General features: G+C 70.6%; 14 protein-coding genes. 6 read left to right on the plus strand and 8 right to left on the minus strand.

Features of this window, described 5'->3' with window-relative positions; all coding sequences use genetic code 11:
* From AAW14_RS36355 to AAW14_RS36380, 6 genes are all read right to left on the minus strand, one after another.
* The coding region (locus AAW14_RS36355; RefSeq protein ID WP_265568719.1) for a response regulator at positions 1-795 on the minus strand (795 nt) is incomplete at its 3' end.
* Between the two features lie 24 nt (positions 796-819).
* Positions 820-1488 carry a potassium-transporting ATPase subunit C gene (locus AAW14_RS36360; RefSeq protein WP_265568720.1) on the minus strand — a complete coding sequence of 223 codons (669 nt, stop codon included), beginning with the start codon at positions 1486-1488 and terminating at the stop codon, positions 820-822.
* A gap of 20 nt (positions 1489-1508) precedes the next feature.
* Positions 1509-3641, minus strand: a complete 2133-nt coding sequence (kdpB, locus tag AAW14_RS36365; RefSeq protein ID WP_265568721.1) for a potassium-transporting ATPase subunit KdpB — start codon at positions 3639-3641, stop codon at positions 1509-1511.
* Entirely contained in the window at positions 3641-5302 is a 1662-nt protein-coding gene (gene kdpA / locus AAW14_RS36370; protein WP_265568722.1) for a potassium-transporting ATPase subunit KdpA, read from the minus strand. The genes kdpB and kdpA overlap by 1 nt, the downstream gene beginning before the upstream one ends.
* A gap of 8 nt (positions 5303-5310) precedes the next feature.
* Positions 5311-5400 (minus strand): K(+)-transporting ATPase subunit F, encoded by a 90-nt coding sequence (kdpF, locus tag AAW14_RS36375; RefSeq protein WP_016434100.1) that lies wholly within the window; start codon positions 5398-5400, stop codon positions 5311-5313.
* A gap of 269 nt (positions 5401-5669) precedes the next feature.
* Positions 5670-7511 carry an APC family permease gene (locus AAW14_RS36380; protein ID WP_265568723.1) on the minus strand — a complete coding sequence of 614 codons (1842 nt, stop codon included), beginning with the start codon at positions 7509-7511 and terminating at the stop codon, positions 5670-5672.
* Positions 7512-7770: 259 nt separating this feature from the next.
* On the opposite strand from AAW14_RS36380, the gene AAW14_RS36385 reads away from it, so the two are divergent.
* Together AAW14_RS36385 and AAW14_RS36390 are read left to right on the plus strand one after the other, a co-directional pair.
* Entirely contained in the window at positions 7771-8328 is a 558-nt protein-coding gene (locus AAW14_RS36385) for a hypothetical protein (RefSeq protein ID WP_265568724.1), read from the plus strand.
* A 390-nt stretch (positions 8329-8718) separates the two neighbouring features.
* Positions 8719-10293, plus strand: a complete 1575-nt coding sequence (locus tag AAW14_RS36390) for a Na+/H+ antiporter (protein ID WP_265568725.1) — start codon at positions 8719-8721, stop codon at positions 10291-10293.
* Between the two features lie 54 nt (positions 10294-10347).
* Here the strand turns inward: AAW14_RS36390 and AAW14_RS36395 are convergent, their stop codons facing one another.
* Entirely contained in the window at positions 10348-11784 is a 1437-nt protein-coding gene (locus AAW14_RS36395; protein WP_265568726.1) for a hypothetical protein, read from the minus strand.
* A 917-nt stretch (positions 11785-12701) separates the two neighbouring features.
* Between AAW14_RS36395 and AAW14_RS36400 the strand changes: the two genes are divergently transcribed.
* The 4 genes from AAW14_RS36400 (at position 12702) to AAW14_RS36415 (ending at position 17321) form a co-directional block, all read left to right on the plus strand.
* Entirely contained in the window at positions 12702-14654 is a 1953-nt protein-coding gene (locus AAW14_RS36400; RefSeq protein ID WP_265568727.1) for an amino acid transporter, read from the plus strand.
* Between the two features lie 179 nt (positions 14655-14833).
* The gene (locus AAW14_RS36405; protein WP_265568728.1) at positions 14834-15274 is read left to right on the plus strand and encodes a DUF6153 family protein; all 441 of its coding nucleotides are present in this window, start codon (positions 14834-14836) and stop codon (positions 15272-15274) included.
* A gap of 97 nt (positions 15275-15371) precedes the next feature.
* Entirely contained in the window at positions 15372-16025 is a 654-nt protein-coding gene (locus AAW14_RS36410) for a DUF305 domain-containing protein (RefSeq protein ID WP_265568729.1), read from the plus strand.
* A gap of 258 nt (positions 16026-16283) precedes the next feature.
* Positions 16284-17321, plus strand: coding sequence for an LLM class flavin-dependent oxidoreductase (locus AAW14_RS36415; RefSeq protein WP_265568730.1), 1038 nt, complete (start codon positions 16284-16286; stop codon positions 17319-17321).
* A gap of 68 nt (positions 17322-17389) precedes the next feature.
* Here the strand turns inward: AAW14_RS36415 and AAW14_RS36420 are convergent, their stop codons facing one another.
* Entirely contained in the window at positions 17390-18889 is a 1500-nt protein-coding gene (locus AAW14_RS36420; RefSeq protein ID WP_265568731.1) for a metallophosphoesterase family protein, read from the minus strand.
* Positions 18890-18951: the final 62 nt, after the last annotated feature.

Below are 18951 nucleotides of genomic sequence, written 5' to 3' on the forward strand. Positions count from 1 at the left end.
GTGGGACAGGGCCGCGTCGACCTTGTCGGACTTGTAGATGTTGCCGTGCGCCATACGGCGGCGCAGCGCCTGCGGGGACATGTCCACCAGTTCGATCTGGTCCGCCCGGCGCACCACCTCGTCGGGTACGGTCTCGCGCTGCCGTACGCCGGTGATCGACTCGACGACGTCGCCGAGGGACTCCAGGTGCTGGATGTTGACGGTCGAAACCACGTCGATCCCGGCCGCGAGCAGCTCCTCGACGTCCTGCCACCGCTTGGCGTTGCGGGCACCGGGGACATTGGTGTGGGCGAGTTCGTCCACCAGGGCGACGGCGGGGGCACGGTCCAGCACGGCGTCCACGTCCATCTCCGTGAAGACGCTGCCGCGGTACTCCAGTTCCCTGCGCGGTATCTGCTCGAGACCGCGCAGCATCACCTCGGTGCGCGGCCGGTCGTGGTGCTCCACGAGCGCCACCACGCAGTCGGTGCCGCGCTCGACACGCCGGTGCGCCTCGGACAGCATGGCGTAGGTCTTGCCCACGCCCGGTGCCGCACCGAGGTAGATCCGAAGCTTGCCGCGTGCCATGTTCACCCTTTGAGTACGCCGGACGGCAGCCCGCACCCGGGCGGGCAGCTCGTCCCCGCTGAACGGCTTCGTCACACAGTCGTCGGCGCCCGCGTCGAGCGCCGCCACCTTCTCGTCGGACACCTGGCGGGCGGACGGCACCAGGATCGGCACGCGAGTCCAGCCGCGCAGTGCCCTGATGACGTCCACGCCGTCCATGTCGGGCAGCCCGAGGTCGAGCAGGACCAACTCCCGTGCGGCGCACGCCAGGTCTCAGTGCTTCGCCACGAGCCCCTTGAGGGCGATGTTGAGTTCGAGAACGTTCACCCGGGGCTCACCGATGAAGCCGAGGGTGCGGCCCTCGGTGTGGTCCTTGACCATCTTCTCCACCTGGGCGACGGACAGGCCGTTCTCGGCGGCGACCCGGTGCACCTGGATCTCCGCGTACTGCGGGGAGATGTCCGGGTCCAGTCCGGAGCCGGAGGAGGTGACCGCGTCCGGGGGCACGTCGGACGGCCTGACCGTGTAGCCGGCCACCGAGTTGTCCTTGACGACCGCGGCCTGGGCCGACTTGACCTGCTGGACGAGCTTGGGGTTGTCGGCGGCGAGGTTGGTGGCGCCGGACACGAGCAGCTTGTACTGCGTGTTCACGGTGTTGCTGCCGAGGCCGTTCTGCGGTCGGCCCTGGAACCACTTCAGGTCCGCGTCCGGGGTCTGCCCGCCCTTCTTCGGCGGCAGGCTGTACGCCTGGCCGATGAGGGCGGAGCCGACGACCTTGCCGTCCGCCTTGATCTCCGAGCCGTTCGCCTGGTTGCCGAAGAAGGCCTGGGCGACGCCCGTGACGACCAGCGGGTAGATGACGCCCGTCACCAAGGTCAGCAGGAGGAGGGCGCGTAGGCCCGCCCCGAGCAACCGGGCGGTGTTCGATACCGAGTTGTTCATGGGATCAGCACGCTTCCAAATCAATGCAGCCCGGGAATGAGGGAGATGACCATGTCGATGATCTTGACGCCGATGAACGGGGCGATGAGCCCGCCCAGGCCGTAGATGCCGAGGTTGCGCCGCAGCATCCGGTCCGCGCTCACCGGCCGGTACTGCACGCCTCGCAGAGCGAGCGGCACGAGCGCGATGATGATCAGCGCGTTGAAGATGACCGCCGACAGGATCGCGGAGTCGGGCGACGACAACTGCATGATGTTCAGCTTGTCCAGGCCCGGGTAGACCGCGGCGAACATCGCCGGGATGATCGCGAAGTACTTCGCGACGTCGTTGGCGATGGAGAACGTCGTCAGCGCGCCACGGGTGATCAGCAGCTGCTTGCCGATCTCCACGATCTCGATGAGCTTGGTCGGGTTGGAGTCGAGGTCGACCATGTTGCCGGCCTCCTTGGCGGCCGACGTGCCGGTGTTCATCGCCACACCGACGTCCGCCTGCGCGAGGGCCGGGGCGTCGTTGGTGCCGTCACCGGTCATCGCCACGAGCTTGCCGCCCGCCTGCTCACGCTTGATGAGCGCCATCTTGTCCTCGGGAGTGGCCTCCGCGAGGAAGTCGTCGACACCCGCCTCCTCGGCGATCGCCTTGGCGGTCAGCGGGTTGTCGCCGGTGATCATGACGGTCTTGATACCCATGCGGCGCAGCTCGTCGAAGCGCTCGCGCATGCCGTCCTTGACGACGTCCTTGAGGTGGATGACACCCAGGACGCGCGCCCCCTCGGTGTCCTCGACCGCCACGAGCAGCGGTGTGCCGCCCTCTTCGGAGATCCGGCCCGCGATCGTGTCCGCGCCCTCGGCGACCTCGCCACCGCGCTCCCGCACCCACTCGACGACCGAACCGGCGGCCCCCTTGCGGATCCTCCTGCCGTCCACGTCCACACCCGACATACGGGTCTGGGCGGTGAAGGCGATCCACTCGGCCCCGGCCAACTCGCCCTGGTGGCGCTCGCGCAGCCCGTACTTCTCCTTCGCCAGTACGACGACGGAGCGGCCCTCGGGCGTCTCGTCGGCGAGCGAGGAGAGTTGGGCGGCGTCCGCGACCTCGGCGGCGGTCGCCCCGCGCACCGGCACGAACTCCGACGCCTGCCGGTTGCCGAGCGTGATGGTGCCGGTCTTGTCCAGCAGCAGCGTCGAGACGTCACCCGCGGCCTCGACCGCACGGCCCGACATGGCGAGCACATTGCGCTGCACCAGCCGGTCCATGCCCGCAATGCCGATCGCGGACAGCAGCGCGCCGATCGTGGTCGGGATCAGGCAGACGAGGAGCGCCACCAGGACGATCATCGTCAGATGGGTGCCTGCGTACGTGGCGAACGGCGGCAGAGTGGCGCAGGCGAGCAGGAAGACGATCGTCAGTGAGGCCAGCAGGATGTTCAGCGCGATCTCGTTCGGCGTCTTCTGCCGGGCCGCGCCCTCGACCAGCGAGATCATCCGGTCGATGAAGGTCTCGCCCGGCTTCGTCGTGATCTTGATGACGATGCGGTCGGACAGCACCTTCGTACCGCCGGTGACCGCGGACCGGTCGCCGCCGGACTCGCGGATGACCGGCGCCGACTCACCGGTGATCGCCGACTCGTCCACGGAGGCGACGCCCTCGACGACGTCACCGTCGCCGGGGATGGTGTCGCCGGCCTCGCAGACCACCAGGTCGCCGACGCGCAGTTCGGTGCCGGGGACCTGCTCCTCGCGGTCGTCCACCAGGCGTCGGGCCACGGAGTCGGTCTTGGCCCTGCGCAAAGTGTCGGCCTGCGCCTTGCCTCGGCCCTCGGCGACGGCCTCCGCGAGGTTGGCGAAGACGACGGTCAGCCAGAGCCATGCGCTGATCGCCCAGCCGAACCAGTTGCCCGGGTCCTTGAGGGAGAAGACGGTGGTCAGCACCGAGCCGACCCACACCACGAACATCACGGGCGACTTGACCAGCGCCCGCGGGTCGAGCTTGCGCAGCGCGTCCGGCAGGGACCTCACCAGCTGCTTGGGGTCGAAGAGCCCCGCACCGACGCGGCCCTCGGCTGACTTGTTCCCGGTGGGGACGTCGCTGTGCGGTGCCCGGGTGGGTGTGGCTGTGGACATCGAGTCCTCGTGCTTCTCTGTGCGGGTGGTCATCACGCCAGCCCTTCGGCGAGCGGGCCCAGCGCCAGCGCCGGGAAGTAGGTCAGACCGGTGATGATCAGGATTGCGCCCACCAGCAGACCGGTGAACAGCGGCTTCTCGGTGCGCAGAGTGCCCGCGGTGACCGGCACCGGCTTCTGCCCGGCCAGCGAGCCGGCCAGAGAGAGGACGAACACCATCGGCAGGAAGCGTCCCAGGAGCATCGCGAGCGCGGTCATGGTGTTGTACCAGTCCGTGTTCGCGTTCAGGCCGGCGAAGGCCGAGCCGTTGTTGTTCGCGGCGGACGTGAAGGCGTACAGGACCTCGGAGAATCCGTGCGCGCCGGAGTTGAGCATCGAGTGCGGCGGGGTGGGCAGAGCCATGGAGATCGCCGTGAAGACGAGCACCAGCGCCGGGGTGATCAGGATGTAGATGGCCGCCAGCTTGATCTCGCGGGAGCCGATCTTCTTGCCCAGGTACTCGGGCGTACGGCCGACCATGAGACCGGCGATGAACACCGCGATGATCGCCATGATCAGGATGCCGTAGAGGCCGGAGCCGGTACCGCCGGGCGCAATCTCGCCCAGCATCATGCTCAGCATCGTGATGCCGCCGCCGAGCCCGGTGAACGACGAGTGGAAGGAGTCCACGGCACCGGTCGAGGTCAGCGTGGTCGACACCGCGAAGATCGACGAGCCGCCGACGCCGAGGCGGACCTCCTTGCCCTCCATGGCACCGTGCGCGAGCTGCAGCGCCCCTTCGTGGTGGGCGAATTCGGTCCACATCATCAGGGCGGCGAAACCGACCCAGATGGTGGCCATGGTGGCGAGGATCGCGTAGCCCTGCTTGACCGAGCCGACCATGACGCCGAAGGTCCGGGTCAGGGCGAACGGGATCACCAGGAGCAGGAAGATCTCGAAGAGGTTGGTGAGCGGGGTCGGGTTCTCGAAGGGGTGAGCGCTGTTGGCGTTGAAGTAGCCGCCGCCGTTGGTGCCCACCTCCTTGATGGCCTCCTGGGAGGCGACCGCGCCTCCGTTCCACTGCTGCGACCCGCCCATGAACTGGCCGACCTCGTGGACGCCGGAGAAGTTCTGGATGGCTCCGCAGGCGACCAGCACGACGGCCGCCACCACCGACAGCGGCAGCAGGATGCGTACGACACCACGCACCAGGTCGGACCAGAAGTTGCCGAGATCACCGGTGCGCGACCGCGCGAAGCCGCGCACCAGAGCCACCGCCACCGCCATGCCGACGGCCGCGGAGACGAAGTTCTGCACGGCCAGGCCGGCGGTCTGCACAACGTGGCCCATGGCCTGCTCGCCCGAGTACGACTGCCAGTTGGTGTTCGTCACGAAGGAGGCGGCCGTGTTGAAGGCCTGGCCCGGGTCGATCGAGGAGAAGCCCAGTGAGCCGGGCAGGAAGCCCTGGATGCGCTGGAGCAGGTAGAGGAAGAGCACGCTCACCGCGGAGAACGCGAGCACACCGCGCAGGTACGCGGGCCAGCGCATCTCGGCGTCGGGGTTGGCACCGATGCCCTTGTAGATCCACTTCTCGACGCGCAGGTGCCGGCCGGAGGAGTAGACCCGGGCCATGTGGTTGCCGAGGGGAGCGTAGGCGAGTGCGAGCGCCGCCATCAGGGCGAGCAACTGGAGCACGCCGGCGAATTCGGGACTCATGTGGCTGCTCAGAACCTCTCCGGGAAGATCAGGGCGAGGACGAGATAGCCCAGCAGGGCGACGGCCACGACCAGGCCGACGATGTTCTCGGCGGTCACAGCTTGGTCACCCCCTTGGCGGCGAGGGCCACCAGCGCGAAGACCGCGATCGTGGTGACGACGAAGGCCAGATCGGCCATCGTGAACTCCCGGAATGAAGTGCGGGTGGGGCTCGGACGGTAAGAGCAAACTGCCTTTCTGGCCGGATTCGGCCCCCGTTGACGGCTCCCATACGACGGTTCGCGCGCCTTTGACGGGACTCTTACGGCTTCTGCGGCGACCGGCGGGCCGGCGCCGCCGGTCGTGCGCCATCCGGTGTGGCAAATACGTCAGAACAGCCTGAAGCGCAGGCGGCAGATCACCGCGTCGGTCTCCCGTCGCACGGCGTGCGCGACGACGGCTCCGCGCTGGTTCTGCAGCAGTCGCTGCCACAGCCGTTCCGGCTCCGTCTCCGGGATCAGTACGGTGACGCGGGCGGCCGGTTCCGCCGCGGTCACTTCTCGGACGTACGCGGCGATCGGACGGCCCAGGGTGCGCCGCCCGGAGGTCAGCCGGACCAGGGGCACGCCGGGGTCCCAGTTCGCCCAGGCGCGCTCCAGTGCGTGCACTTGGGCGCGGTCCTCGGGGTCGGGATGGCAGACGGTGACGGCGCGCACCTCATCGCCGAGGGAGGCGGCGGCGGTCAGCGCTTCGGAGGTGAGCCGGGACAGGGAGGAGACGGGCACGATCACCAGGGAGCGGTCACGGTGCGGCGGCTCCGGTATGCGGCCGAGTTCGAGGCGCTCGCCGATCCGGGCGTAGGCGCGGTGCACGGTCTCGAAGGCCGCGACCAGCAGCGGCAGGGCGATCACGATCAGCCAGGCGCCCTCGGCGAACTTGCTCGCCGTGACGACGACGGTCGCGACACCTGTGAGCACGGCACCGAGGCCGTTGAGCAGCGCCTTTCCCCGCCATCCGCGGCCCCGCTCGCCACGCCAGTGCCGGACCATGCCGATCTGGGCGACCGTGAACCCGACGAAGACGCCGATGGCGAACAGCGGCACGAGGGTGTTGGTGTCGCCGCCGGAGAAGACCAGCAGCGCGGCGGAGACGAGGGCCAGCGCGAGCACACCGTGGCGGTGCACCTGCCGGTCGGCCTTGAGGGCGAAGACGTGCGGCAGGTAGTTGTCCCGGGCCAGCAGCTTCAGCAGCACCGGGAGGCCGCCGAAGGAGGTGTTCGCGGAGAGGGCCAGCAGGATCGTGGTGGCGAACTGGACGACGTAGAAAGCCCAGTTGTGGCCCAGTGAGGCGTCCGCGAGCTGGGCGAGGACGGTGACGCCGTCGGCCGGCTGGAGATGGAAGCGCCCGATCAGCACGGACAGGCCGATCAGCATCACACCGAGCACGGTGCCGAGGGCGACCTCCGCGCGCTGGGCCCGCTTGACGCGCGGCACACGGAAGGAGGGCACGGCGTTTGCGATGGCCTCCACACCGGTCAGCGCACTGCACCCGGAGGCGAAGGCCTTGAGCAGGAGCAGGGTGCCCACGGCGGTGGCGTTGCCGGCGACGACCGAGGCGTGGCCTGCCGCGGTCGCGGTACTCACCGGGGCCGACCGGAGGAGTCCCACACCGATCAGGACGAAGATCGAGCCGACGAAGACGACGGTCGGCACGATGAAGACCTTCGCCGACTCCACGATGCCGCGCAGGTTCACCGCGGTGATCAGCGTGAGGACGCCCAGGCACAGCCACACCCGTTCGCCGTACAGGGAGGGAAACGCCGAGGTGAGGGCGGCGACTCCGGCCGTCACGGCCACGGCGACGTTCAGCACGTAGTCCAGGACCAGGGACGCGGCGGCCACCAGGCCCGTCCGCGCGCCCAGGTGGGTCCTGGCCACGGCGTACGACCCGCCGCCGTCCGGGAACGCGGCGATCACCTGCCGGTACGAGGCCACGAGCACCGCGAGGAGCGCGGCGATCGCGAGGGTCACCGGCACCGTGAACCCGAGGCCGTGCGCGCCGGCCGCCGCCAGGACCAGGACGATCGCCTCGGGGCCGTACGCCACGGACGCCATGGCGTCCAGGGACAGCGCGGCCAGGCCGGTGACGGCCGTCAGGCGGTGCCGCTCGCCGGTATCCGGCGGCTCCTCGCCGGCGGGGACGGCGTCCGGTTCGACGGTCAGAACGGACATGGGCGGTACTCCTTCGTGCTCAACGGCCGCGTACGGAAGCGCACGCGGTGCACCAAGGTTCCGACCGCATCCGGCCCGGTCCGAGCGCTCATTGCGCGTTCTTCGCGCCGGACCCGGCGACCTTGACGCCACCTTGACGCCTGTGTGGCGCAGCCGACTCCCTGGACCCGCTGTGACGGCGTCAAGAAAGACGGCGGACCCGTCAGAGTCGCGTCAAGGCCCGCTGCAAAGGGCTCCGGGGCTGTCTACCGTCGGCCCCATGGAAGGCCGCGACGACGCGCGCCCCGAGGTCACGGGCGCGGACGCAGAGGTGCCGGCCCGAGTGGTGTACGACCGCCGCTGGGCGGGAGACATGTACAGCTCGATCCGCTGCGCGGTCGCGCTGCTCACCCTGCTGCTGCTGATCGACTGGGGTTCGGGCTCCTGGACACCATGGCGGGCCGTTCTGTGGTGCGCGCTGTCGGTGCTGCTCTTCCTGGTGCTGTGTCCGCGCCGGGTCTTTGCGGGCGCGGGCTGGCTGGCCTCGCGCGGACTGCTGCGCACGCGGCTGGTCCGTACCGACCTGCTGGTGTCGGTGCGCTCCATCGACGGCATCTCCCGGCGTCTGGTCCTGCGGGACACGTTCGGCGGACGGGTCGAGATCGACCCTCAGGTCCTCGTGAACAACCCGGCGCTGTGGCACCGCCTGGACGAGGACGCCCAGAAGTCCGCGGCCCTCGGCACCCTGCAGTGCGGGGCGACCGCGCTGCGCCGCGTCCAGGAACGGATCGACCGCGAGACCGCCCTGACCGTGTTCAAGGTGTCCGGTCTGGAGTAGCGGGGGCCCTGCGGGGTGGGCGGGGGCGGACGTGCGTCGACATCGCGGTGCCGGCGGCCGGCCTTCGGCTGCCTGTCCAGTCGGGGCCGCGGCGGCTCCGTCTCCGTTCCGGTGTCCATGAGGCCCCCACGCTCCGCGCACCCCGCGGATGCGGGGGCTCAACTCCCCTGGGCGAAGGGTCATTTCTTGCCGCTCGCTGTCCCGCTCACTGCCTTCGAGGAAGCCCTTTCCAGGTCCTTGGGCGCGGCCGCCTGCGGATCCTTGCCGTGGCCCACGTGGACCTTGACACTGTCTTGACGTGGCCTGGGCCGATAGGGTGAAAGCGGTGTGCCGGGAAGTCTGGTCGGCTGGGAGCCACGAGGGCTCCCCTTGGAGCCTCCGGGGGACGGCATGCGCAGCGTAGGGACGGTTCTCGCACTCGTAGTACTGGCCACCGTCGTGGCGACGTTCGCCCGTCGGTGGCGGATCCCCGCGCCCTCCCTCCTCGTGGTCGCCGGTCTGACCGTCGCGCTGCTGCCCGGCTCTCCCCGGATCCAGATCAGCCCCGGCATCATCGGCCTCGTCGTCCTGCCGCCGCTGCTGTACGCGAGCGCGGAGGAACTCTCCTGGCGCGAACTGCGCGTGGTGTGGAAGCCGGTCGGCATACTGGCCGTCGGCCTGGTGCTGGCCTCGGCGGCCGCGGTCGGGGCGGTTGCCTCGCTGGTCTCGCCACTTTCGTGGCAGATGGCGTTGGTGCTGGGTGCCGTTCTGGCCAGCACCGACCCCGTCGCCGTCACCGCGCTCGGCAGGCGCCTGGCGCTGCCACCCAGGGTCCAGGTCCTGGTCCAGGCCGAGAGCCTGTTCAACGACGCCACCTCGCTGGTCCTGTTCCGGGTGGCGGTGAGCGTGGCCGTGGCGTCCGCTGCCGCCGACTGGCGTTCGGCGGGCGGCGAGTTCGTGCTGCTCGCCGGGGGTGGCACGGTGATCGGCGCCGCCCTGGCCGGGGTGGTCACGATGATCCGGCGGCGTACCGAGGATCCCGTGCTGGAGACGGTGATCGCCCTGGTCACCCCGTATGCCGCCTATGTACTGGCGGAGGCCGCGCACACCTCCGGTGTCACCTCGGTGGTGGTGGCCGGGGTGGTCCTCGGCGGCCGGGGCGACCGTCTCACCACCGCGCGCATAAGGCTCCAGTTGCACGCGGTGTACGGCACGGTGGTGTTCCTGCTGGAGAGCGTCGTCTTCAGCCTGATCGGTCTGGCCCTGCCCGCGCAGGTGCGGGCCCTGTCCGACGGCGACCGTGCGTGGCCGCTGTATGCGCTCGCCGTAGCGGGAACGCTCATCGCGGTACGCCTGCTGTGGCTGGCGCCCCTGTCGGCGGTGGTGCAGCGCGAGGGCGGGATCCAGCGGATGAACTGGCGGGTGCCGCTGGTGCTGACCTGGGCGGGAACACGCGGTGTCGTCCCGCTGGCCGCGGCCCTGTCCATCCCGGTGACCACGGCGCACGGCGCCTCGCTGTCGCAGCGGCCCCTGGTGCTCGTCCTGACCACGTCGGTCGTGGTCGTCACCCTGGTCGTCCAGGGGTTCACCCTGGCCCCTGTCGTCCGTCGCTCGGGCATCGCGCTGGAACCCGACCACACGGAACGCGAGGAGGCCGCCGCCCGCTGCCGCCTTGCCGGCGCGGGCATCCGCCGTCTGGACGAGCTGACGGAGCTCCAGGCCGCCCCGGACATCGTCCTGGACCGGCTCCGGCGCGGTCTGACCGCCCGCCTGGACGACGCCCGCGACCGCCTGGCCGACAGCGACGACGACGGCGCGCCCGCCGAGTCCGCCGACCTGGCCTACCGCCAGCTGCGCCGCGACCTGATAGCGATCGAGGCGGCGGAACTGCGGCGCCTGTACGACGAGCACGCCATCAGCGACACCACCCGGCGCCGGCTCCAGCGCTCGCTGGACCTGGAGGAGGCACGGCTCGCCGACGTCTGAGACCTCGGCACCTGGCAGCTCCGGCGGGCCGGCGGGACCTGCCGGCGGCCGGGCTCAGCGGAACTCCTCGAGCCGGGGCCGCAGACCGAGGGCGGTGAGCGCGGCTGCCGCGAGCAGCAGGCCGGCCGCCCACGGCAGCAGGCCGGTCACGGCCAGGCGGCCGGATCGCACCGAGGACGTGAAGTGGGCGCGGTTGATGTCGGTCACCTTGTCCAGGGCGGTCATCCACACACCGAAGTGAGCGTTGGAGGTGCCGGGCTCCCAGCCCATGCAGAACGCCACCGCCTCGTGCTCCTTCCCGGCCGCGAGCAGGGCGCGCATCGTCCGGTCGTCCCGTTGGTAGACGGCGTAGGCGTCGACGGTGTTCTCGGCCGCGGCCCGCTCGCCGCGGAAGGTGACATTCACCAGCTCGCGCCGGAACTCCCCGGTGAACCGCAGGTCGTGGGGGTCCGAGCGGTACGCCTGCCAAGTGGCGGCGAGTTCGGAGTCGTACGTGGCCAGGCTCGCGCCCTTGAGGCCGTACAGCTGCTGCGACTTGGCGAGGAACGAGCGCGCGTACTGGTCGTGGCGCCCCGGGTCGAGGAGGTAGCGGCTCTCGTCGGCGTTGGCGTCGTAGGCGACGGCGCGGGCGCGGGAAAGGGCCACGACGGAGTCGAAGGCGTCGCGCCGGGCGCCACGGAGGTCGTCGGCGGAGGCGGCGAGCATCTGCGCGCCGAGCAGGACGGCGACGAGCGTGCAGACGGCCGCGGCGAGGACCCCGGGGTTGAGGATCCGGTGGAAGCGGCGGGTCAGGTACCACTGCAGCACACCGAGGACGGCGAGCAGGAGCACGCCGAGCGCCACCACGGCGTCCAGCTGGGCGGCCAGCGTCGAACGGACGCGGGTGTACCGCGCGTTGAAGGCGTTGTCGTTGGATTCCACCAACGTCCTTGCACCTGGCAGGAGTCGCCGCTGGAGCAGGTCGGTCGCCCTCCGGTGATCGGCGAGCGCGGCTGTCTTGCCGTCGCGGTGTCCGTCGTTCTCCAGCGCGCGGCCGATCAGCTCCTGGTACTCGGCGAAGTCGCCGGTCAGCGACTCCACGGTCCGTTCGTCGGACTGGTCGCCCTCGGCGGCGACGGCCAGGGTGCGCAGATCGTGTCCGATCTCGCGGCGCGCGTCCCCGTAGAACCCTGCGGCCTTCTCGTACGGCGTCTGCAGGCGCCCTTGGCCCGCGTTGCCGCTGGAGAGCAGCATGTTGGCGGCCTGCGCGTCCATGTTGTTGAGGGCGAGGTTCAGGTCCGCGGCGCTGGTGGTGCGGGGCGCGTCGCGGTCGGCGACGGCGTCCCAGGTATCGGTGGCCGCCAGCCCCGCCAGTAGGAGCAGCAGGGCCAGGGCGAGGACGAGCGAGACCGTGACCGCGCGCAGGCAGCGCAGCCGCGCGGGCAAGGTGGCCCAGTAGCGGCGGCGCAGAGCGGCCCATGCCGCCTCGGTCCGGCGACGGAGACGGTGCACCCGGCCGCCCGGCCGCGGCTTTCCTCGTCGCCGCGGACCGGGACCCCCCGCGGGCGGGACGGCCGCCGGCTGCGGTGGCGGTGCGCCTGCCGCCGTCCGGGGCCTGCACACCGTTCCGGCCAGGGGGGTGCCCCCCTGCTCGAACGAAGCCGAGAGCTTGGGAGACGTCACGGTCCCTCCCCCTGTCCGACCACGGACGGTCGCCCGTCCCCCGTTGCCGCTCAGTCTGCGACCGGTTCCGGCCATGGACGATCCGCATTGACGCGCCCCTGACGCCTCTTCAGGCCACGTTGACGGGACCTTGACAGGCGATCGGCGTGTACCGGTCGTACGAGAGCGGCGCGTTCGTCGGCGAACGGGTGCTGCCGAACGGGCTTGCCCTGATGACCCGTGTGCATCACGACGCCACGTTCAAGACGCGGGGTGCCGAGGCCGAGCTGCGGCGCGGGCCCTGCGGCCGGCGCTTCAGCCGCGTCGGGCTCCGCCGGTCCGGACGAAGGGACAGCCGCCCCTCGGCACCGGCGCCCGGGGAATCCGGGACGGATCGCCCCTGCCGGCCGTGACCGTGCCCGGAGCAGGGGCGGGATCCGATCGCGGCGACGATCTTGCCGCGCCGCTGTCGCACGGGCTCGTGTGAGGACGTACGACATGACGCTGGGTATCCGCTGCGGCCCGTCGGCCGTCCCCCTCGCGCACCTCGCTCCGCTACCACTCCCGGCCCCGCGTTCCGCGGTCTTTGACATGTCACTGATGCCGCCTGGATACGGCGCCGGGAGCGATCCAGCCGGTCTTAACGGAAGCTTGACGCCGTCAGGCCGCCCATTCGTGGGCCCGCGCATCACTCTCTGCTTACGCTGGTGCGGCCGTCCGTGTGATGGCCGAATCCGCACCGAGCCGTACCCCGGGAGAGCACGCCGATGGCCACCACCGAACACCCCCCTGCAAACCGATTGCGGGCGTGGATGCTGGAGGGGCTGTCCGACATGGGCAAGGGCGCCCCCCAGGGCCCGCACGCGGAGCCCGAGCCCCCGCACAAGGGACAGCGCTGGTGGCGGGTGATGTGCCTGACCGGTGTCGACTACTTCTCCACCCTCGGCTACCAGCCCGGCATCGCCGCCCTGGCCGCCGGACTGCTCTCCCCGATCGCCACCATCGTCCTGGTGATCGTCACCCTGGCCGGCGCCCTGCCGGTCTACCGGCGCGTCGCCGAGGAGAGCCCCCGCGGCGAGGGCTCCATCGCCATGCTGGAGCGGCTGCTGTCCTTCTGGCAGGGCAAGTTGTTCGTCCTGACCCTGCTCGGCTTCGCCGCCACCGACTTCCTGATCACCATCACCCTCTCCGCCGCCGACGCCTCCACCCACCTGGTGGAGAACCCGCACCTGACCGGCGCCCTGCACGGGTACCAGATGCTGATCACCCTGCTGCTGGTCGCCCTCCTCGGTGCGGTCTTCCTCAAGGGCTTCCTGGAGGCCATCGGTGTCGCGGTCGCCCTGGTCGGCATCTATCTGGCACTGAACGCCGTCGTCGTGGTGGTGGGCCTGTGGCATGTGATCACCGCCGGACACGTGATCACCGACTGGACCGGCGCACTGACCGCCGAGCACGGCAATGTCTTCGTGATGATCGGTGTGGCACTGATCGTCTTCCCGAAGCTGGCGCTCGGTCTGTCGGGCTTCGAGACCGGTGTCGCCGTCATGCCGCATGTGCAGGGCGACCCCGGTGACACCGAGGAGCGGCCCACGGGCCGTATCCGGGACACGAAGAAGCTGCTGACCACCGCCGCGGTCATCATGAGCGTCTTCCTGATCGCCACCAGCTTCATCACGACCCTGCTGATCCCGGCACGCGAGTTCAAGGACGGCGGGCAGGCCAACGGCCGCGCGCTCGCCTACCTGGCTCACGAATACCTGGGGGGCGCCTTCGGGACCGTCTACGACGTCTCGACGATCGCGATCCTGTGGTTCGCGGGTGCCTCCGCGATGGCCGGGCTGCTCAACCTGATGCCCCGCTATCTGCCCCGCTACGGCATGGCCCCGCACTGGGCCCGCGCCGTGCGCCCCATGGTCATCGTCTTCACGCTGGTCGCCTTCCTCGTCACCTGGATCTTCGACGCCAGCGTCGACGCCCAGGGCGGCGCCTACGCCACCGGCGTGCTCGTGCTGATCAGCTCCGCGGCGATCGCGGTGACCATCGCTGCCCGCAAGGCTCAGCAGAAGGGCTGGACGATCGCCTTCGCCGTGATCTCCGCGGTGTTCCTGTACACGACGGTGGTCAACGTGATCGAGCGGCCGGACGGTGTGAAGATCGGCGCCTGCTTCATCGCCGGCATCATCCTCGTCTCGCTGCTGTCGCGGCTGGCCCGTGCCTTCGAACTGCGCGTGACCAGCGTGTCCATGGACGACCTGGCGGAACGGTTCGTGCGGGACATCGCCAGCCGCCGCATCCGTTTCATCGCCAAGGAACCCGATCGCCGTGACATCGCGGAGTACCGGGAGAAGATCGAGCAGATCCGCAAGGACAACGACGTATCGCCTCAGGACGACGTCGTCTTCGTCGAGGTCACCGTCACGGATCCGTCGGAGTTCGAGGCCGGGCTGACCGTGCGCGGCGAGGTCATGCACGGCCGCTACCGGGTACTCAGCCTGGAGTCGTCCTCCATCCCCAACGCCCTGGGAGCCCTGCTCCTGCACGTCCGCGACGCCACCGGCTGCATCCCGCACATCTACTTCGAATGGACCGAGGGCAGCCCGTTCGCCAACTTCCTGCGCTTCTTCCTCTTCGGCCAGGGGGAGGTGGCACCCGTGACACGGGAGGTGCTGCGCGAGGCCGAACCCGACCGCGCACGACGCCCACGCGTCCACGTCGGCTGACCGGCGGGAGCGCCGGGCGCAGGGCGGCTCCGGGATCGGCGGCACGGCGCGGTCCCGGAACCGCCCGAACGTGTCGAGGCCCCCTGACCCACACGGTCGTTCCGGCTTCGCTACTGTCGGCACCGTAGATCGGAACGGTCGGGCCCGGAGGCCGAGCAACGGTGAACGTGAGTCAACGCGTGCGGACAGGAGGCGCCTTCGCGCACCTGCTGCTCGTCGTCGTGCTCGCGGTCGGGGTGTTCGTCATGCACACCATGGGGCACCCGGCCGATCCGTCGTCCGCGGGCACGGCCATGGCGTCGCACCCACCGGCGTCGGCGATGCACGGGAGTGCGGCCGGCCACGAACCCGCCAAGAGCCCGGCCTCCATGGGGGCCGGCCGGGCCGCGGGCCCCGTGCACACACCGTCCACGCACACACCTCCCATGGCGATGGACATGGCCTCGCTGTGTGTGGCGGTCCTGCTGGCCGCCACCGTGCTCGCCGCACTGCTGCGAGCGGCACTCGGCCGCGTCCCGGACCGGGCGGCGACCCTCCCGAGCCGTGCCCGTCTCCCGGTGTATCCCAACCCACCCCCACTCGGACCCGATCTGACCCGGTTGTCGGTGCTGAGGCTGTAGGCCGAACCGTCTCCCGGGCGTGCGTGCCCCGCGCGTCCCGGTGATTCCGCGTACGCCGAAACAGCCATGAGAACCGACACACGAGGTGAGATCCACCATGACCGCGTTCACCCCTGCCCCGGGCACCAGGACCGCCCGCCGTATCGCCGCCGTAGGAATCGTCGTGACGGGAGCGCTGATGCTCTCCGCCTGCGGCGACGACAGCAACGGCACGAGCGGAATGCACCAGGGCGGCAGCCCGTCCTCCGCCTCGGCGACGGCCACCGCGGGCCGAAGCGCTCCGGCGGGTGACTTCAACACCGCGGACGTCAGCTTCGCGCAGATGATGATCCCGCACCACGAGCAGGCCCTGGAGATGGCCCGGTTGGCGGACGGCCGCGCCTCCGACGCGGAGGTCAAGGGCATCGCCGCGAGGATCGAGAAAGCCCAGGACCCCGAGATCACGACCATGAAGGGCTGGCTCACGTCCTGGAACGAGCCGACCGCGATGGCGTCCATGCCCGGCATGGACCACGGCGGTGACGGCATGATGTCCGGCAAGGACATGCAGGAACTCAAGGCTCTCAAGGGCAAGAGCTTCGACAGGATGTTCGCGCGGCTGATGATCGACCATCACAACGGCGCGATCTCCATGGCCCGGGACGAGCAGAAGCGGGGCAGGAGCGCGGACGCGGTGAAGCTGGCGGGCACCATCGTCAAGGGCCAGTCCACCGAGGTCGAGCAGCTCCGGAGCATCCTCGACCGGCTCTGACGAGCGACCGGACCGCCCGGCCCCGGACCTGCCAGGGCCGGGCAGCCCCGGACCTGCCAGGGCCGGGCAGCCCCGGACCTGCCGGGGCCGGGCAGTCCCGGACCTGCCAGGGCCGGGCAGTCCCGGACCTGCCAGGGCCGGGCAGTCCCGGACCTGCCAGGGCCGGGCAGTCCCGGTGAACGTGCCCGACGGCCGAGGCCGCCGGCCCACGGGTGGCGACGCCGGGAATCAACCGTCCCGCAGAGCGTTGAAGGCCATGTGAGCGCAGTGATCGCAGAAACCCGCTTCTCCGTACTCGACCGCTCGCGCACCCGCGAAGGGCACGAAGGGCACGAGGCTCTTCGGGACACCGTGCGGCTGGCACAGGAGGCCGAGGCTCTCGGGTACCACCGGTTCTGGGTCTCCGAGCACCACGGAGTGCCCGGTGTCGCCGGTTCCGCGCCGACCGTGCTGGCCGCGGCCGTCGCGGCGGCCACGCGGACCATCAGGGTCGGCACGGGCGGCGTGATGCTGCCCAATCACCAACCGCTCGTCGTGGCCGAGCAGTTCGGTGTGCTCGAATCCCTCTTCCCGAGGCGGATCGACATGGGCCTTGGCCGTTCCGTCGGCTTCACGGACGGGGTGCGCAAGGCGCTCGGCCGGGACAAGGGCGACGCCGAGGACTTCGCCGGCCGGATCGACGAGCTGCTCGAGTGGTTCCGGGGCACCTCACCGACCGGCGTCCACGCGCGTCCCGCGGAGGGGATGAGCGTGCCGCCGTTCGTGCTGGCCATGGGTGAGGGCGCCACGATCGCCGCCCGCGCCGGTCTGCCGATGGTCATCGGGGACCTCCGCAACCGGGAGAGGATGCTGCGCGGCATCGAGCACTATCGAGCGGCCTTCCGGCCCTCCGCCTGGGCGCGCGAGCCGTACGTCGTGGTCTCCGGCACGATCGCGGTCGCCGCCACCCCCGAGGACGCCCGCCGCATCCTGCTCCCCGAGGCGTGGTCCATGGCGTATGCGAGGACCCACGGCACGTTCCCGCCGCTGCCGCCCGCCGAGCGCGTCCGGTCCCTCCCGATGAGCGCCCGGGAGCGCGGCTTCTACGAGGCCGGGCTCGCGGGTCACATCGCGGGCACCGAGGAACAGGCCGCCCAGGAGCTGGAGCATCTGCTCAAGGAGACCGGGGCGCAGGAGGTGCTCGTCACGACCAGCACGTACGACCGTACGGCTCTCGTGGACTCGTACCGGCGACTGGCCCGCATCGCCGGGCTCGGGGCCGCCCAGGAGCTGGTGCCCGGGTCACCGGCGGTGTGACAGGAAGGCGGCTTCTCCCAGGGGGAGTCACAGCAGGCGCCGGATCACCCGTCGCCCGTTCCCCCGAGTCATGCCAGCGGGATGGTCACCTCGTCCTCGAGGGGCGGGTCGAGTTCCTGACGCAGATTGCCGGTCGCCGCGAAGCAGCGCAGCCGGACCGCCTCCGGGGTGACGTCCAGGCGCAGGAAGCTCTTGAAGAACGGCGGGCTGTAGGTGGCCGAACTCGGGGAGAACAGCCGGGTGTAGATCTTGCGCACCGGCAGCCGCAGCCGCGAGGGCCGGTCGGGGCGGCCCCCGGCCCCCAGCAGTCCGGCGACGAGGCGGGCGCGCAGGGTGACCCTGGCGGATGCGCTGTGGGCGCGGGTCGGCGGGATGCCGAGGCGTTCGGCGACAACGGCGTTCGCCTCGGCCTCGGTGAGCGTGAAGAACCGGCGCAACCACAGCCGGCGTCCGTAGAGTCTGCTGTAGAAGGCCAGGGAGTCACCCCGCAGCGGATAGCAGCGGAAGTCCTTCTCCGTGACGTTCGCTATGGACACGCGCGGGATGGTGTGGGTGGCGTGCATGAAGGCGCCGCCACCGCCGGACACCACGTACTGGATCGTGCGGCCGTCCACGTCCACCGGGTAGCGCTGGTAGTTGTGGATGTCGCCGCCTATCGCCGCGACGTAGTGGTGGTCCGCATCGCGCACGATGTCGTCGACCGTGCCGCCGCCCTCGATGGCACAGGGGTGGTGTTCACCGTCGACGTACAGGGGGGAGCCGGTGACGAGGATCTTGGGGCGGGGCCCCTGGGAGACCTCCCGCAGCCAGCGCCCCTGTTCCGCGTCGATGGTGCCCAGCAATCCCGTGTCGATGCCCACGATGCGGACGGGTCCGGCATCGATCGCCCAGTACGGGCCTGGCTGGAGGACCTGTTGGGCAGGAGCAGAACGCAACTCCCGTGCCTCGGCGAAGCGTTGCTCGTCCGGTCTGCTCGGTTCGTGCCAGAGGAGGGAGCGCAGCCAGGCCCGGGTCAACGGGCGCGGCGCGGGGGCCTCGGCCAGTGGCGCGGCGTCGCAGAAGACGCGCATGAACCCGTCCAGGTCCTCGTACCAGTCGTGGTTGCCGGGTATGGCGTAGATGGGGGCCCGGTAGCCCTGGTAGGGGCGGAAGAACTTCGTGCCGTAGTCCGCCGTGGCTCCCACCGGGTAGATGACGTCGCTGGCTATCACCGCGAAGTCGGTTCCCTGACTCACTTTCAGGAAGCCCGGTACCACGGCGTACTGGGGATCGTCACCCTCACCAGTGTCCCCGAGAAGCATGAAGGAGAAGCGGTCGGGATCGCCGCGCCGGATCACCTTGTCGGCGGGCGCGCCCGCCGCCGCCTGCTGTTCCACCCAACGACTTCGGGTCCGGCCGGTGGGGTCCCCGAACCAGGAGGCCAGCACGCCGTTGCGGGCCGCCCAGAGCGTCTTCGGGTTGAGCCAGGAGACCTTTTCGACCTGACGCGGCATCAAATTGCGGTAGGTGCCGCGTTCTGCGGCGTCCCAGCCTGCACCCTGGGCCGTATCACGTGAAGATTCGGACATCGGTGAACCGTAGCAATGATCGAGAGAGAGGCGTGAGGCGGCTCCGCCTCGGGCGCCGTGAT

Origin of the sequence: Streptomyces hygroscopicus (genome assembly GCF_026168105.1) — a bacterium.
In the GTDB taxonomy this organism is placed as follows: domain Bacteria; phylum Actinomycetota; class Actinomycetes; order Streptomycetales; family Streptomycetaceae; genus Streptomyces; species Streptomyces hygroscopicus_D.

Coding starts and splice junctions, on each gene's coding strand:
- AAW14_RS36360 (WP_265568720.1), bottom strand. CDS start 1,488: ATGAACAACTCGGTATCGAACACCGCCCGGTTGCTCGGGGCGGGCCTA.
- kdpB (WP_265568721.1), bottom strand. CDS start 3,641: ATGACCACCCGCACAGAGAAGCACGAGGACTCGATGTCCACAGCCACA.
- kdpA (WP_265568722.1), bottom strand. CDS start 5,302: ATGAGTCCCGAATTCGCCGGCGTGCTCCAGTTGCTCGCCCTGATGGCG.
- AAW14_RS36380 (WP_265568723.1), bottom strand. CDS start 7,511: ATGTCCGTTCTGACCGTCGAACCGGACGCCGTCCCCGCCGGCGAGGAG.
- AAW14_RS36385 (WP_265568724.1), top strand. CDS start 7,771: ATGGAAGGCCGCGACGACGCGCGCCCCGAGGTCACGGGCGCGGACGCA.
- AAW14_RS36390 (WP_265568725.1), top strand. CDS start 8,719: ATGCGCAGCGTAGGGACGGTTCTCGCACTCGTAGTACTGGCCACCGTC.
- AAW14_RS36400 (WP_265568727.1), top strand. CDS start 12,702: ATGGCCACCACCGAACACCCCCCTGCAAACCGATTGCGGGCGTGGATG.
- AAW14_RS36410 (WP_265568729.1), top strand. CDS start 15,372: ATGACCGCGTTCACCCCTGCCCCGGGCACCAGGACCGCCCGCCGTATC.
- AAW14_RS36420 (WP_265568731.1), bottom strand. CDS start 18,889: ATGTCCGAATCTTCACGTGATACGGCCCAGGGTGCAGGCTGGGACGCC.